A 16,040-nucleotide genomic window follows, 5' to 3' on the forward strand; every position below is an offset into this window, starting at 1 on the left:
CGCGGCCCCCTTGAGAGGAGGCCCGCGCATGGCGCTCACTGTCGGCGAACTCGCCGCGACGATCACCGTCGACGACGGCGAGGCCGAGCACGGCCTCGACAGCTTCCAAAACCGCCTACAGGCCACCCTCGCCCGCATCACCCAGCGCGCCCGCGCCGGCGGCGAGGACGCCGGCAGCGCGCTTGGCGACGGCCTCGACGAAGCCGCCGGCGACGGCGCCGAGGACGCCGGCGACACCCTGACGGGCAAGCTCAAGGGGCTTGCCATGGGCGTGATCGGGGGCGCGCTCGGCGCCGCCCTCATGACCGGCCTGTCCGAGGCCATCGGCCAAGGGCAGATCACGGCCAAGCTCGGCGCGCAGCTCGGCGCGACACCGGCCGAGGCGAAGCGGTACGGCGAGGCCGCCGGCGAGTTGTACTCAAACGCGGTCACGGAGGATTTCCAGGGCGCCGCCGAAGCGATCAAGGCGACCATGGGCGCCGGCCTTCTCCCGCCGGACGCGACGAACGCGCAGATCGAATCGATCTCGACGAAGGTCGCCGACCTCTCCAACACCTTCGACCAGGACCTCGGCGGGGTCACGAACGCGGTCTCGCAGATGCTGCGGACCGGTCTCGTCTCCTCCGCCGACGAGGCGTTCGACGTCCTCACCAAGGGATTCCAGTCGTCCGCGAATAAAGCCGACGATCTTGTCGATACGTTCAACGAATACGGGACGCAATTTCGTAAAGCGGGATTGGACGGAGCCACGGCCGTTGGTCTGATGAACCAGGCCATTCAGGCAGGTGCCCGAGATTCCGATATCGCCGCGGACGCCATCAAGGAATTCAGTATCCGGGCCGTTGACGGCTCGACGACCACAGCGGCAGGTTTTCAGGCTCTCGGCCTGAATGCCGAAGACATGGCCGCCAAGTTCAGCGAGGGCGGAAAGTCGGCCTCGGCCGCACTCGACACTACGCTCGATCGTCTTCGTGCGATAAAGGACCCGATCAAGCAGTCGCAAGCGGCGACCGCACTTTTTGGAACTCAGGCCGAAGATCTCGGAAAAGCGCTTTATGCGATGGACCCGAGTACCGCCGCGAAGGGTCTCGGCGAGGTCAGCGGAGCAGCCGACAAGCTCGGCAACAACCTGCGCGACAATGCCGGGGCACAGCTGACCGCTTTCAAGAATTCGATGCAACAGAACCTTGTCGAATTCCTCGGCGAAAACGTCGTCCCGGTCCTTACCACGTTCTTCGGATTCGTCGGCAAGCACCGAGCCGAGTTCACCGTCGCCGCCGTAGTCATCGGTGCAGCGTTCGCCGCGATCGGTGTCGCGGCGACGATCGCCGGCGCGGAGATGGCCGCCGCCTGGATCGCGGGTCTCGGCCCAGTCGGTTGGGTGGGAATGGCTATCGCCGCCCTGGTCGTGCTCGTCATCACGTACTGGGACGAGATCAAGGGGTGGACGCTCGCCGTCTGGGACTGGATCGTCGAGAAACTGATCTGGGCGAAAGACATGATGGTTCAGGCATTCCTGAACTTCACCCTGATCGGTCTACTCATAAGCCACTGGTCCTCGATCCGGGATGCCACCGTGTCATGGTGGAACGGAATCGTGGGTTGGCTCAAGGGAATCCCCGGACGCCTGTACAACCTGTTCCTTAACTGGACACTGCTCGGCCTGATCGTCAAAAACTGGACCGCTATCAAAAACGCGACCGTCGGCAAGGCAACCGAAATGGTCGACTGGATTAGCGGACTCCCCGGGCGCCTCTCCTCCGCGATCGGCAACAACCTGTCCGGGCTGCTCGTCGGCAAGGGCAAGAACATCGTTCAGGGCCTGTGGAACGGCATCGTATCCATGGGCAGTTGGCTCAAAAATAAAATCACGGGTTGGGCCAAGGAAGTCATTCCGGGGCCGGTCGCGAAAGCGTTGGGAATCGCGTCGCCGTCCAAGGTCATGGCGCGTGAGGTCGGTCGGTGGATTCCCGCCGGCGTCGTCGACGGCATCGAATCCGGCTCCGGCGCGGTCGACCGGGCCATGTCCAATCTCGTGTCCGTACCCACAGCCGGACAGGCCACCGCGGCAAACGTCGCCGCACAGACCACAAGCGCCACAAGCGGCGGGGGCACACAGCCGGTTGTCACGTTCACCTCGGACGGCTCCCGGGTCGGGGACTTCCTGCTCTCGGTCTTCCGGGACGCCGTCAACGTCCGCGGCGGCAACGTCCAATTCGCCGTCACTGGAAGGAGTGCGTAACCGTGGCCTTCCCCGACCAGCCGCTCGGCCTCAAGGGCGAGTTGCGCATGGGTTCCGCGTGGCAGGACATCACCGGCGACCTGTACACGCGCGATCCGATCACCCACACCCGCGGGCGCCCCTACAAGTCGAACGCCGCCGACCCCGCGGCGTGCGCGGCCACCATCCGCAACCTCGACGGCACGTACACCCCCCGCAACCCCGAGGGCCGCTACTACGGGCTGTTCAACCGCAACACCCCCTTCCGCTACACGCTGCCCGGCGGCCCCGTCCGCCTGGAAATGCCCGGCACCGCCGACCGCGCCACCACACCCGACACGGCGGCCCTCGACATCACCGGGGACCTTGATATCCGGTGGGAGGGAGAGACGAACTGGTTCTCCTCCGCCACTCAGTTCCTGATCGGCAAGTGGGGCGCGGCCGGCAACCGCTCGTACTACCTGCTCGTGCGAGCAGGGGTGTTGTACCTGAACACCACCAGCGGCGGAACGACTGTCGACGGGGGCGGGTTCGCAACACTGCCCGCAGCTCTGCCGCGCCATGCCGCGGTACGCGGCACGCTCGACGTCGACAACGGGGCCGGCGGGTTCACGCTGCGCCTGTACTGGGCGCCGACCCTCGCCGGCCCGTGGACGCAGTTCAGCGGCGACCTGACCAGTTCGGCCCCGGTCACCATCTTCAGCGGCACGGCGCCGCTCTCGATCGCGCCGGAACAGACCGACGTCACCCCGCCCCGCCGCGCGGTCACCGGCACGGTCTACAAGGCGGAGGTTCGCAGCGGCATCGACGGCACAGTCGTTGCCGCGCCAGACTTCACCGCGCAGCCGATCGGCACCACCTCGTTCACGGACTCGGCCGGCCGCGCGTGGACGCTCGCCGCGGACTCTGCGATCACGGACCGCATCGTGCGGTTCGAGGGCGAGGTGCCCGAGTGGCCGCCGAAGTGGTCCACCTCGGAAAAGGACGCGTGGACGCCGATCACGGCCGCGGGCATCCTGCGCCGCCTCGGGCAGGGCGCAAAGCCCCTCGCGTCCGCACTGCGCCGCCGCATCCCCTCCTACAAACCGCTCGCGTACTGGCCGATGGAGGAAGGCGCGAGTTCGGCTCAGGCGTCCTCGCCGATCGCCGGCGTTGGCCCGCTGCGCCTGTCCAATGTGACGTGGGCGCAGGCCAACACCCTTGCCTCGTCAGACCCGTTGCCGGTCCTCGCTTCCAGCGCCGGACAGTTGTCGGCGATGATGGGCCGCGTTCCGGCGCCCTCGACGTCCCTCACGTCGTGGTCGGTGCAGTGGATGTACCGGCTCGACACGCTGCCCACCACCCGGTGGACGTTCATGCGGGTACTGAGCACCGGCACCGTGCGCGAGTGGTTGATCCAGTTTGGTTCGACAACCAACGGGCTCAGTAGCCGGATCATCGCCAAGGACGACGACGGCAACACCCTGTCCACGCAGGACATTGCCACCGGGGCCGACATCTTCAACCGGTGGCAGCGCGTCAACTTCACCGTTGCCCAGCAGGGCGGCAACGTGAAGTTCGGCATCGTGTGGACCGACGTCGGCGGCGACCCCGGCGGCATCTACTTCACGACGCCCGGCACCATCGGCCGGCCGACCGCCGTCGCCTCCCCCGCGGACGGCTACGCCTCGGCCCTGAACGGCCTCGCCCTCGGTCACCTTTCGGTCTGGCCCACCGACTCAACAGCCGCGTACGTCAACGCGGTTGACGCGTGGTCCGGCGAGAGCGCCGGCGCCCGCATGCGCCGCCTGGCCCAAGAGGAAGACGTCTTGCTCACCATCGTCGGTGACCCGGACGACACGGTGCCCGTGGGGGCGCAGAGTCCGGCCCCGCTGCTCGACCTGCTGCGCGAGTGCGCCGAGGCAGACGGCGGGATCTTCGGCGAGACCATGGCCGGACGCGAACTGAAGTACCGCACCCGCGCCGCCCTCTTCAACCAACAGCCGGCCCTCGTCCTCGACTACGCCGCCGGCCACCTCGCGCCGCCGTTCGAGCCGATCGAGGACGACACGGTACGCAACGAATGGGTTGTGCAGCGCAAGGGCGGCTCTACCGGTACCGCGGTCCTCGACGACGGCCCGCTGTCCGTCCAGGACCCGCCGGACGGTATCGGCCTGGTCGACGATTCCAAGACGCTGAACCTGGCTTCGGACGAGCAGACCGACCCGGTAGCGAACTGGCTTCTCCACCTGTCCACCTGGGACGAGAACCGGTACCCGTCGGTCACGCTGCTGTTGCACAAGTTCCCCGAACTCATCCCGGCCGTCCTCGCCCTCAGTGAGGGCGACAAGATCCGCATCGTCAACCTGCCCAAAAGGTTCACCGGCTCGGGCGTCGTCGAGCTGCTGGTCGACGGCTGGACGGAAACCGTCCTCCCCCGCACATGGACGATTACGTTCAACTGCTCGCCCGCCGGCCCCTGGTCGGTGGGCGTGGTCGACGAGATCCCGCTCAGGTGGTGCGACACCAGCGGCGCCCAGCTCGCCACCGCGGCGACGGACACCGCGACCACGGTGAACGTGCTCACCACTACCGGCCAGACCTGGACGAGCAACGCCTACGACTACCCATGGGACGTGCGGGTCAGCGGCGAGGTGATGACCGTCGCCGCACCGGGCCAACTGCTGAACGGCAACCCGTTCTTCGAGACGGACGCAAGCGGCTGGAGCGGGCAGGCCGCCACCGTCGCCCGCGCGACCGCGGTCCTGCACCCGCAGGCCGCCGGCTCCCTGCTGATCACCCCCGACGGGGTCGGCACGTCCGGCGGCGCGGTCGCTGCCCGCAGCAATGTGGGCGCGATCGTGCCGGGCGCGACGTACGTCGCCTCGATGTGGGCGTACTCCCCCAAGGGGTGGAGCGACGTCCGGCCGGTCATCGACTGGTACGACGCCACGAACACGTTCCTCAGCACGGGACTTGGCAGCGCGGTCGCCGTGCCCGCCGGGCAATGGACGTTCCTACAGCAGTCGCTCACGGCTCCCGCCAACGCCTCGCGCGCGAGCGTCCGCGCCCGCCACGGAGCAACCCCGACCGCCGGCGACGTCTGGTACGTGTGGGGCGTCCGCCTCACCCAGCCCAAGGCATCGTTTCTGCTGGACAGCTTCGGCCGTACGGTCAACGGGAGTTGGGGCGCGTCCGATTCCGGCCCGTCCTGGTCCACGGTCGGAGGCGGGCCGGCGTCGGACTACTCGGTTGGTTCCGGCTACGGGGTGCACACTCTGTCGACGACCGAGACGTCACGGCGCACGTCCGTGGTCGCGGTGCATGCCGACTTTGACGTCTACGCCGACATCACGACGTCGGCACTGGCTACGGGCGACAGCCTGTACGGCGCGGTCACAGCCCGGATGCTGGACTCCTCGAACATGTACATGGTTCGAGTCCAGTTCAGCGCAACCAACACGGTCGTCCTGTCCCTGCGCAAACTCATCGCTGACGTGAGCGCGGAACTCGGCGCCTACACCGTGCCGATCACGCACGTTGCCGGGCAGTTCGTCAGGGTGCGGTTCCAGGGCCGCGGAACGACGCTCCGCGTTAAAGGATGGCTCGCGTCGAGCGCGGAGCCGAGCGACTGGCGTATCGAGGCCACCGACGCGGCACTCATCTCAGCGAGCCAGATCGGTACCCGCTCGATCCGCACCGCCAGCAACACCAACGCGGCCACCGTACAGATCCGGTACGACAACGTCGACGTCATCAACCCGCAGGTCTTCACCGTCATCCGCAGCCGAAACAACATCGTCAAGACACAGGCCGCGGGCGCCGACGTGCGGCTCGCGTACCCCGCCATCGTCGCCCTGTAAGGAGGCATCCCCTCGTGACCCTGTGGCAGCCCGGAATGCGGATCACCGACGACCGGCTCAACGACGGCCCGCCCACTCTCACCACTGCAACGGGACTTGTGCCCGCGACCGGGTTCACGGTCAGCGACTTCCGCGGCTACCGCACCGGCCACAATGTCGAGTTGAACATGTACCTGTTCCGGTCCGGGGCGACGATCATCGTCTCGGGCGCCGGCAATCTCGCCGACACAGCGTGCTGCACCATCCCCACCGGGTGGCGTCCCACCAGCGGCACTATCAACGGGAACTGGGACGACGGCACCGCCGAGGGCGGGTTCGTCGTCGGCACCGACGGCATCTGCACCCTGCGCACCACCAACGGTGAGCCGATCGTCGGCGAAGCAACCACCGCCGGCAGCGGCCGAAATCTGCGCCTACACATCACGTTCATTCAGGACTAGCCCCGCCGCGCAACTCACACACCACGTACGCCCGCGCACCGCGCCGGGCGTTTTTTCATGTCGGGAGACAGCCACCATGACGAGCACTTCATACGGCATCGACGTGTCCGCCTACCAGGGCACGCAGGATTGGGCCGCCCACAAGCGGGCCGGTATCTCCTTCGCGTTCGCCAAGGCGAGCGAGGGGCAGAAGACGCACGACGCCAAGTTCGCAACCCATATCAAGGGCATTAAGGCCGCCGGCCTCACCCCGGGCGCGTATCACTTCGCGTGGCCGAACCAGTCCGCCGCGGTCGAGGCCGCCAACTACATCAGCGCCGTCAAGGCGTACGCCGGTCCCGGATTCCTGCACTTCCTCGACCTCGAACGCTACTCTGACGGCCGCAACTACACCGGGAAGTCCGCCGCCCAGATCAAGACGTTCGCCACCGCGTGGATAGCCGCCGTGCAGAAGGCTTTCCCCGGGCAGCGCGTCGGCATCTACACCAGCGCCTCGGACATCGCCGCCGGCCGCGTTCCGACCGCTGTCCCGCTCTGGTACCCCGCTTACCCGGGCGCGAGCGTCGACACCTACACCGAGGCCAACAAGCACGCCCGGCCCGCGCCGTCCGGCCGTACCGTGACGTTCTGGCAGTTCACTTCCACCCCGCTCGACCGGTCCGTCTGCTACATGTCCCCGAGCGCGCTCAAGACGTGGGCCCAGGGCGACGCCGGTGACGGCAAGACGTACACCCCGCCCCCGTTCCCGGTCGGCCTCGCCCCGAACAAGGCCAAGCCGTCCGCCGTGACGCTTCAGCGCGCGCTCAAGGCCGCCGGCTACATGCCCAAGTCCGTGCCCGAGTCGCCGCACTACGGCCCGCAGACGCAGGCCGGCGTGATCAAGTTCCACAACGCGCACCCCACGTACCGCGCCGCGGGCAAAACCTACGACCCCGCCATCGGTCCGAAGGGGTGGGCCGCCCTGCACCGCCTCGCCTACGACAAGTAGGCCCCGCCGCGGCCCGCGTGCCGTCGCAAAACATCGCACCCCGCCCGCCCCGTCGGCACCGCGCCGCGGGGCGGGCCCCACACGAGCAGGAGCACCCCCATGCAGCCGAAGAACACGCGCGCCGTCCGTACCGCGCTCCAGACGTTCGCCGCCGTCGTCGCGGTCGTGCCCGCGCTCGCCGCGGTCGTCGCCGATTCCGGCGACCTCGCCGTCGCCGCCCCGTGGCTGGTCGGCGCCGCCGCCACGGCCGCCGCGGTCGCCGCGGTCGCCGGCGTCATCGCTCGCGCCATGGCCTCGCCCGTCGTCGAGGCCCTGCTCGACCGGTTCGGTCTCGGCCTGGTCGACGACGCCAAGGAGCCCACCGCGCCGTGACGACCCAGCCCTCGCCGTCCGATCCGGCCGCGGTCGCGCTGGAACTCGAACGCATCCGAAGGACGATCGAGGTCGGGTTCACCCGCACCGACGGCGCCCTCGCCCTGCTCGTTCAACGCCACGACCAGACCGACGAAGCGATCAAGGAACACGCCCGCCGCCTCGACAGCCACGACGCCCGCCTCGACACGGTCGAGCGCGGCGAAACCGAGCGCCAGAAACGCAATGACGCACGGCTCGACGCCCTCGAACGGGCCCGCTGGCCGCTCCCGTCCGTGGCCGCCCTGGTCGCCCTGGTCGGCCTCGCCCTGTCCCTCTGGACGTTCGCCACCCGCTCATGAGTAACGCCCCCGCACGGCCGTGCGGGGGCGTTCTGTCGTTTCCACGGCAGAAGAGACGAGCACCCCAAGTCATGGGTACCGTTCTGAGGAGAGCCCGAACGGATGGAGCCCCGCGCATGCTTGAAGAAGCAGAGGAGATCGGCCGCCGTGTTCGCCGCGCGCGCCTGCGTCTAGGCATGCCACAGGCAGACCTCGCCACCGCCCTAGGCAAGTCGCAGGGGTGGGTGTCGAAGATGGAACGCGGCCAAATCGAGATAGACCGAGTGGGCCTGCTCAATGCCATCGCCGCAGAATTGCACGTGCACCCCAACGACCTCATCGGCCGGCCGTACAACAGCTCACCCACCGAGAACCAATGGCAGGTGGCCGCGTCGTCCATCCTTCGCGAGTTGCGACGGTACGACCTCGCGCCAGTCTTCGAGGGCACTCCCCGCTCGTCCAACCAACTGTGGCAAGAGGCGACCCGACTACACCGCCTACGCGATGCCGCGGCCAACGTAGCGATCATGCAGGTTCTACCCGACCTGTTCCGGGAAACCCGCGCACTGGCCGAAGTGTCCACCGGCCACGAGCGCGAGGAAGCGTTCGCTATCTACGCTGTGTGCTGCAAGTTCGCGCACACCGCCGCACACGCCCTGGGCCACCCCGAGCTAATCGCCATGGCATGCGAACGGGCAGCATGGTCCGCCGCTCTGTCCGGCGACTCCGTGATGCCAGCCGTAGCCGACTGGATGCGCGTTTGGGACATGTGGGCAACCGCCGATTGGGCCGACGCAATCAGCCTGTCAGACAAGGCCATTCACACCGTTCAGCGCGACTACGACCGCGGCGACCCGCTCGCCGTTCGCGCATGGGGATCGCTGCAACTGCGCGCGGCAGTGTCCGCAGCACGGGGCGGAAGCAAGGCAGAAGCCAAAGAACGCATCGGTCACGCAAAGGCCGCAGCGAAGCGCATCGCCCAACAAACGGGCGCCCCTACGTATGATCGGCATTCCCTGACGTTCTCACCGGGCAACGTACACATCCACGCGATCAGCGTCGCCCTTGAGTTGGGACAGCAGGGGGAGGCACTGATCATAAACCGCCGCACTGACCCCGAGGTGATCGAGGCTCTGCCGAAGTCCCGACAGGGACACCACCACATGGATCTAGCCCGAGCGTGGCTGTGGGACGGCAACCGAGACAAGGCACTGTCCGAGCTGGAGACAGCCGAACGCATCGCCCCTCAGCTGATTCGCAACCATCCGATCGCCCGCTCGACGCTGCGCAGCATCGTCTACGCCGAGCGCACAGCAACGCGCGAGAAACTGCGCCGCATGTCCAACCGTTTCCACCTCGACGGATGAGCACGATATTCCTCTGATTCATATTGGGCACCTGACGCCCCCTTAGCTTCAGGGCCATGAGTCGACGAGGAACCCCCCATCTGCCTTCGCAAGGCGGCGAGTTGGGCACTGCCGCTCCCTTCTACCCACGACTCGGCGACCTCGCTCGGGATACATCGAGGGGCGGGGAAATCGGCGTCGTCATCGCGTTACCGGCCGACGGCAGGAACACGTACCACCTCTGCCCGGCCGGCGGTGGCGACAAGTGGTCGGCGCCCAACGACGGCACCACCCTGCGCCCCGTACAACCCCACGTCACGCACATCACGCCGCTGAAACGCGACGTGACGTACGACGCCCGCGCCCAGCACGGCGGCCTGCCGGTCACCGTCCACTACGACGACGGCGGCACCGCCGAGTCCCTGCTCACGCTCGATCCGTCCCAACTGGAGCTGTACCACTACCAGGTTGGGCGCATCCTTGCGCTACGTGACAAGGACCGCGGGGGCAAGCTGTGAGCGGACGTCACGTCGCAGGCCGCAGACCTGGGCCGTTACGCGCATCCTCCTATGCCCCGACCGCGCCCCGTTCTGTCGGCTACCGGTGCGAAGCTCTCGCAACGACTCTCAACGACAAGCGCGCGGTCGTCCTCGCCGCTCACAACGCCAGTTCGCCCCGCCTCGCCGCACGATGGCTCAAAGGCCAGGCCGAGCGACTCGCCCAGCGTCTTGACCCGGATCCGTTCGCCCCCTGGCTGCACGCCGCTCCGCTCGTCTTCACAGGTGACACACACGCCGCCGACATCCTGCGTACGTGGGTCAGAGACCCCGCCAAGTACGCGGACGCACTTCAGAAGCTCGCCGCGCGCGTCTCGTACCACCTCACCGTCACAGACAGCGATGCACGGTACTCCCTGATCGCGGCCCCCGTACCCGTACGACGCCCCCCAAAGTTCCCGCCCCCCGCCGGGTGTCTCCCCTCCCCGGCGGGGGTCGGGTGCCAGCCCGTGGCCGCATACGCGGCGCTGTAGATCACCGCCCTGCGCGGAAACAGACTCCCCGCCCGTCCGGACGATGCACGTCCCTTCCGGGCGGGCGGGGGACTCCACCGCGGTCGAGGTTGCCGAACGGGGGCCCGCCGCGATGTGCACCACCACGTTCGAAGCACCACCCAACATAAGGAGGCACGGAACGTGACCACCGCACAGAAGCGCATCCCGACCGATGCGCGCAGCCTGATCAGCACCGAAATGCGCGAAACCCTGGTCGACAACATGCGCGCCAAGTTCCCCCAACTGACCGAGGAGAAGGCAGACCGCGGCGTCGGCCAGATGCTCGCCTTCCTGGCCGCGTGCGACTACGCCGACCGGCCGCTCAGCCCCTCGCCGCTCGTCGATGACTTCTGGCACGCCTTCCTGCTCCACACCAAGGCGTACGCCGAGTTCTGCGAGCAGCGGTTCGGCCGTTTCCTGCACCACCAGCCCGGATTCCTCGACAAGGAGGAGCACGGCGGCGGCAAGGCCCTGCGCGCGCTGACCGTCGACTCGATCACCCTCGCCGGGTACGAGATCGACATGGAGTTCTGGCCCGAGCTGGACCTCGCCGACTGCTCGCAGTGCCACGCGAACTGTTCGGACAGCCCGAACCACCCGAAGTAGTTCCCCCCTGTCGGTCCTCGGTCTGTGCCACGCTGTGGCCAGGCCGGGGGCCGACCCCGTTTTCGCTCGACAAACGCAGGAGACCGCGGGTGAACCGCATCGAATGGCACGACCTGCCGGCACCGACCCGGGCCGCCGTCGAGCGGCACACAGGCCCCGTCGAGACGGCCGAGACCGCGCCGCACGGCGTGATGTCCCGACTCGCCTGCACCGTCCACACACCAGCGGGGCGAGCGTTCGTCAAGGGCACTCGGCACGACGACCCGCAGGCATGGGTGTATCGCCACGAGTCGCGGGTCACCCAATGCGCACCCCTCGCGCCCCGCGTGCTGTGGGAGGCCGACGCCGGCGGGTGGACGCTCTACGGGTACGAGTACATCGAGGGTCGGCACCCTGACCTGACTCCGGGGTCCGACGATCTCGCCCCCCTGCTGCGCACGCTTACCGTCGTCTCCCAGACGGCATGGCCCGAGGAACTGAACAAGAGGCCGCTTCACACACGGTGGACTGAGTTCCTGCCCGAGGACGTACCGCCCGGATTGCAGGGCCGAGGACTCGCCCACACGGATATGTCCCCGCACAACATGCTGATGACCCAGAGCGGCGAGCTACTGCTACTGGACTGGGCCCTTTCCTGCCCTGCGCCGGCGTGGGCCGACACGGCGCTCACGGTGCCCCGGCTGATCTCCGCCGGCCACACACCCAAAGAGGCCGAGACGATCGCCCGGCAGGTTCCCGCGTACCGTGCGGCCGACCCCGTCACCGTCACCACGTTCGCGCGCACCGTCTACGCCGCGTGGGAAGACTGGGAACGCACGCGCCCAATGCCCCATAGGGCCGCTCTCACCGCCGCCGCAGGGACATGGGCCACGCACCGCGAGAAAGGGCACCCGACGGGCACGCACGCCCTTTCTCCTTGATCGGCCGCGCCGCCCCTGATCCCCCGCGGGGGCGGCGCGGTCCCCTGAGAGAACGGCTCCGGTACCTACCGTGAGGTACCGGGGCCGTTCTCTGTCCGCATGACCTGCGGGTTCCTTGCTGTCCTTTAGAGCCACTGTCGTGGAAGAAGGGCAGGACGGCGAGGATGCGGTCGCCGGGGCCCGCGGACATGATCTGTTCGAGCTGGGCGAGGTTGGTGGCGATCTGCCGGTGGGTGAGCATGACGCCCTTGGCGGTGCCGGTGGTGCCCGAGGAGTACGGGAGGGCGGCCACGTCCTCGGCGGGGTCGACGGCGACCTGTGGTTCGGGGGCCGTCGAGGCCAGCATGTCGATGAGGGAGCGGTGTCCGGGGGCGCTGTCGCAGACGAAGATCTCCTGGACGCCGCCGGCCAGTTCGGCGGCCCGGCGCGCGGTCTCCAGGAGCGGGGAGACGGTGACGATCCAGCGGGCCGCGGAGTCGTGGAGTTGTTTGGCGAACTCCTCGGCGGTGGCGAGCGGATGCACGGTGGTGACGGAGGCGCCGGCGCGGGTGGCGGCGTAGAACGCGGGCGGGAAGGCGACCGTGTTGGGGCTGTGCAGGGCGAGGACGTCCCCCTTGCGGACGCCCGCTTCGGCGAGTGCCGCCGCGATCCGGCGGTGGAAGCGGTCGAGTTGGTCGTAGGTGAGGGTGGTTCCGTCGGTGCCGTCGATGAGGGCGGGCGCGTCACCGAACTCGGCGGCCCGGCCGAGTACCGCTTCGTGGATGGGCAGGTCGACGGGGGTGACGTCTGCGTACTCGCTGCGGAACACGGTTCCTCCTGGCGCGACTGGCACGGCGGTGTGCTGATCAGTACGACTTGGGCAGGCCCAGGGTCTGGTGGGAGACGTAGTTGAGAATCATCTCCCGGCTGACCGGTGCGATACGAGCCACTCGGGAGGCCGTTATCAGGGAGGCGAGTCCGTACTCGCGGGTGAGTCCGTTTCCGCCGAGGGTGTGCACGGACTGGTCGACGGCCTTCACACAGGCCTCTCCGGCGGCGTACTTGGCCATGTTGGCGGCCTCGCCGGCGCCCGCGTCGTCGCCGGCGTCGTAGAGGTGGGCGGCCTTCTGCGTCATCAGGCGGGCGAGTTCGAGGTCGATGTGGGCCTGGGCGAGCGGGTGGGCGATGGCCTGGTGGGAGCCGATGGGGGCGTTCCAGACAGTGCGTTCGCGGGCGTAGCGGACGGCGCGGGAGAGCGCGTAGCGTCCCATGCCGATCGCGAACGCGGCGGTCATGACGCGTTCGGGGTTGAGGCCGGCGAAGAGCTGCAGGAGGCCGGCGTCCTCGTCGCCGACGAGGGCGTCTGCGGGCAGCCGTACGTCGTCGAGGGTCAGCTCGAACTGCTTCTCGGCGCCGTGCAGTTCCATGTCGATGGGGCGCCGGAGGAATCCGTCGGCGTCGCGCGGGACGATGAACAGGCAGGGCTTGAGGCGGCCGGTGCGGGCGTCCTCGGTGCGGCCGACGATGAGGGTCGCGTCGGCGATGTCGACGCCGGAGATGTACACCTTGCGGCCGGTGAGCAGCCAGTCCCCGCTGTCCGGGTCGCGGCGGGCGGTGGTGGTGATGCGGTGGCTGTTGGAGCCGGCGTCGGGTTCGGTGATGCCGAAGGCCATGGTGCGGGTGCCGTCGGCGAGGCCGGGGAGCCAGGCGCGTTTTTGTGCCTCGGTGCCGAAGCGGGCGATGACGGTGCCGCAGATGGCGGGTGAGACGACCAGCATCAGCAGGGGGCAGCCGGCCGCGCCGAGTTCCTCCAGGACGATGGACAGTTCGGCGATGCCGCCGCCGCCACCGCCGTACTCCTCGGGGAGGTTGACGCCGAGGTAGCCGAGCTTGGCCGCCTCCGACCAGAGTTCGTCGGGGTGGCGGCCGTCGGCGATGACCTTGGCCATGTAGTCGCGGCCGTAACGGTTGCCGAGGGCGGACACGGCGGCGCGCAGGGCCTTGTGCTCTTCGGTTTCGACGAGGGTGGTCATGGGGCTCCTCGGGGGGAGGGTCGGGACGTCCGGGGTGTGCGGGTGCGTCGCGGCCGGCCGCGCAAGTCCGTTTGTTTCTACGTGGCTTGTACGACCGCCAGCAGCATGCCGACCTCGACCTGTTGGCCGGGGGCGGCGTGCAGGGCGCTCAGGGTGCCGGTGGCGGGGGCGGTGATCCGGTGTTCCATCTTCATCGCCTCCAGCCAGATCAGGGGGTCCCCGGCCTGTACGGCGGCTCCCGCGGCCAGGCCGTCGGCGATCCTGACGACCGTGCCGGGCATGGGGGCCAGCAGGGAGCCGGGGGCGTGCTGGGCGGCCGGGTCGGGGAAGCGGGGCAGGGCGGTGAGGGCGGTGGCGTTGACGTACACCTGGTCGTCGCCGTACCGCGCCACCTCGAACCCGCGTTGCACGCCGTCCACTTCGAGGACGACCAGACGGGCGTCGGCGTGCACGACCCGGGCCCCGTCGACGCTCAGGCCGGCGCGGGTGTGGCGGTAGCGGACCTCGTGTTCCTCGCCGGCCATGACGTAGCGCCTGGTCTGCGGGGCGGACGGCAGGTTGCGCCAGCCGCCGAACCGGGAGCGGCCGTGGGCGTCGGCGAGCGCGGCGGCGGTCGGGGCGTACGGGTCGGGGGCGGGGGCGGTCAGCTCCGCGAGGTGGCGGTCGTAGAAGCCGGTGTCCATGCGGGCGGTGGTGAACTCCTCGTGCCGCAGGGAGCGGACGAGGAGGTCGCGGTTGGTGGGCGGGCCGTGCACGGCGGCCCGTTCGAGGGCGGTCGCGAGCCTGCGCAGGGCCTCCGCGCGGGTGGGGGCGTGGGCGACGGCCTTGGCGAGCATCGGGTCGTAGTGGACGCCGATGGTGTCGCCGTCCGTGTAGCCGGTGTCGAGGCGGACGTCCGGGACGGCGAGCCGGTGCAGGGTGCCGGTCTGCGGGGTCCACGCGTTCGCGGGGTCCTCGGCGTAGAGGCGGGCCTCGACGGCGTGGCCCCGGGCGGGCGGTGGTTCGCTGTCCAGGGCGTGGCCCTCGGCGACCCGGATCTGGGCGGCGACCAGGTCGATGCCGAACACGGCTTCCGTGACGGGGTGTTCGACCTGGAGGCGGGTGTTCATCTCCAGGAAGTGGGCCCTGCCGTCGGCGGAGACGAGGAACTCGACGGTGCCGGCGCCCTCGTAGGCGACGGCGCTCGCGGCCCGTACGGCCATCGCGTGGAGTTCCTCGGTGAGTTCGGGTGTCAGGCCGGGTGCGGGAGCCTCCTCGATCACCTTCTGGTGGCGTCGCTGGAGGGAGCAGTCGCGGGTGCCGAGGGCCCAGACCGTGCCGTGCGTGTCGGCGAGGATCTGCACCTCGACGTGGCGGCCGTCCTCCAGGTAGGGCTCGACGAAGACCTCCCCGTCGCCGAAGGCGCTCGTCGCCTCGGCGCGCGCGGCGGCCAGTTCGCCGTCCAGGGCGGCGAGTTCGCGGACGACCCGCATGCCGCGTCCGCCGCCGCCCGCGGCCGCCTTCACCAGGACCGGCAGGTCGGCCTCGGTGACCTCGGTGAGGGGGGCCAGGCCCATCAGTTCCTTGGCGCGTGTCTTGGACGCCATCGCCTCGATGGCCTTGGGCGGCGGCCCGATCCACACGAGGCCGGCGTCCGTGACGGCGCGCGCGAAGCCGGCGTTCTCGGACAGGAAGCCGTAGCCGGGGTGGACCGCGTCCGCGCCGGCGGCGACGGCCGCCTTCACGATGAGGTCGGCGCGCAGGTACGTCTCGGCGGGCGACGCTCCCGGCAGTCGTACGGCCGCGTCCGCCTCCCGCGTGTGCAGCGCGTTCTCGTCGGCGTCGGAGTGCACGGCGACGGTACGGATGCCCAGTTCGCGGCAGGTGCGGAAGATCCGGCAGGCGATCTCGCCCCGGTTGGCGACGAGGACGGTGGTGATCAA

Annotated in this window: 12 protein-coding genes and 1 pseudogene; 10 read left to right on the forward strand and 3 right to left on the reverse strand. The window is 69.2% G+C overall.

The annotated features are described in order from the left end of the window. Positions 1-28: 28 nt before the first annotated feature. From ABZT03_RS02105 to ABZT03_RS02150, 10 genes are all read left to right on the forward strand, one after another. Positions 29-2,242, forward strand: coding sequence for a phage tail tape measure protein (locus tag ABZT03_RS02105; RefSeq protein ID WP_356032225.1), 2,214 nt, complete (start codon positions 29-31; stop codon positions 2,240-2,242). A 2-nt stretch (positions 2,243-2,244) separates the two neighbouring features. After that, positions 2,245-6,063 carry a hypothetical protein gene (locus ABZT03_RS02110; RefSeq protein ID WP_356032227.1) on the forward strand — a complete coding sequence of 1,273 codons (3,819 nt, stop codon included), beginning with the start codon at positions 2,245-2,247 and terminating at the stop codon, positions 6,061-6,063. Between the two features lie 14 nt (positions 6,064-6,077). Further along, positions 6,078-6,503 (forward strand): hypothetical protein, encoded by a 426-nt coding sequence (locus ABZT03_RS02115; protein WP_356032230.1) that lies wholly within the window; start codon positions 6,078-6,080, stop codon positions 6,501-6,503. A gap of 76 nt (positions 6,504-6,579) precedes the next feature. Next, the gene (locus ABZT03_RS02120) at positions 6,580-7,491 is read left to right on the forward strand and encodes a glycoside hydrolase family 25 protein (protein ID WP_356032233.1); all 912 of its coding nucleotides are present in this window, start codon (positions 6,580-6,582) and stop codon (positions 7,489-7,491) included. Positions 7,492-7,590: 99 nt separating this feature from the next. After that, on the forward strand, positions 7,591-7,863 hold the full coding sequence (locus ABZT03_RS02125; protein WP_356032235.1) for a hypothetical protein: 273 nt from the start codon (positions 7,591-7,593) through the stop codon (positions 7,861-7,863). Then, entirely contained in the window at positions 7,860-8,204 is a 345-nt protein-coding gene (locus ABZT03_RS02130) for a hypothetical protein (protein WP_356032238.1), read from the forward strand. The genes ABZT03_RS02125 and ABZT03_RS02130 overlap by 4 nt, the downstream gene beginning before the upstream one ends. 116 nt (positions 8,205-8,320) lie before the next feature. Beyond that, positions 8,321-9,550, forward strand: a complete 1,230-nt coding sequence (locus ABZT03_RS02135) for a helix-turn-helix transcriptional regulator (protein WP_356032241.1) — start codon at positions 8,321-8,323, stop codon at positions 9,548-9,550. Positions 9,551-9,606: 56 nt separating this feature from the next. Further along, positions 9,607-10,047 (forward strand): hypothetical protein, encoded by a 441-nt coding sequence (locus tag ABZT03_RS02140; RefSeq protein ID WP_356032244.1) that lies wholly within the window; start codon positions 9,607-9,609, stop codon positions 10,045-10,047. A 674-nt stretch (positions 10,048-10,721) separates the two neighbouring features. Beyond that, on the forward strand, positions 10,722-11,186 hold the full coding sequence (locus tag ABZT03_RS02145) for a hypothetical protein (RefSeq protein ID WP_356032246.1): 465 nt from the start codon (positions 10,722-10,724) through the stop codon (positions 11,184-11,186). Positions 11,187-11,275: 89 nt separating this feature from the next. After that, positions 11,276-12,106 (forward strand): phosphotransferase, encoded by an 831-nt coding sequence (locus tag ABZT03_RS02150; RefSeq protein ID WP_356032248.1) that lies wholly within the window; start codon positions 11,276-11,278, stop codon positions 12,104-12,106. A 139-nt stretch (positions 12,107-12,245) separates the two neighbouring features. On the opposite strand, the pseudogene ABZT03_RS02155 reads toward ABZT03_RS02150, so the two are convergent. The 3 genes and pseudogenes from ABZT03_RS02155 to ABZT03_RS02165 all read right to left on the reverse strand — a co-directional run. Then, a pseudogene (locus ABZT03_RS02155) lies at positions 12,246-12,914 on the reverse strand (AMP-binding protein); the annotation flags it as partial. Between the two features lie 37 nt (positions 12,915-12,951). Further along, a complete protein-coding gene (locus ABZT03_RS02160; protein WP_356032251.1) occupies positions 12,952-14,118 on the reverse strand; it encodes an acyl-CoA dehydrogenase family protein in 1,167 nt (388 codons plus the stop codon). Positions 14,119-14,195: 77 nt separating this feature from the next. Further along, complete coding sequence (locus ABZT03_RS02165; RefSeq protein WP_356032253.1) at positions 14,196-16,040, reverse strand: biotin carboxylase N-terminal domain-containing protein; 1,845 nt, start codon at positions 16,038-16,040, stop codon at positions 14,196-14,198.

Source organism: Streptomyces sp. NPDC005574 (genome assembly GCF_040605435.1).
Taxonomy (GTDB): domain Bacteria; phylum Actinomycetota; class Actinomycetes; order Streptomycetales; family Streptomycetaceae; genus Streptomyces.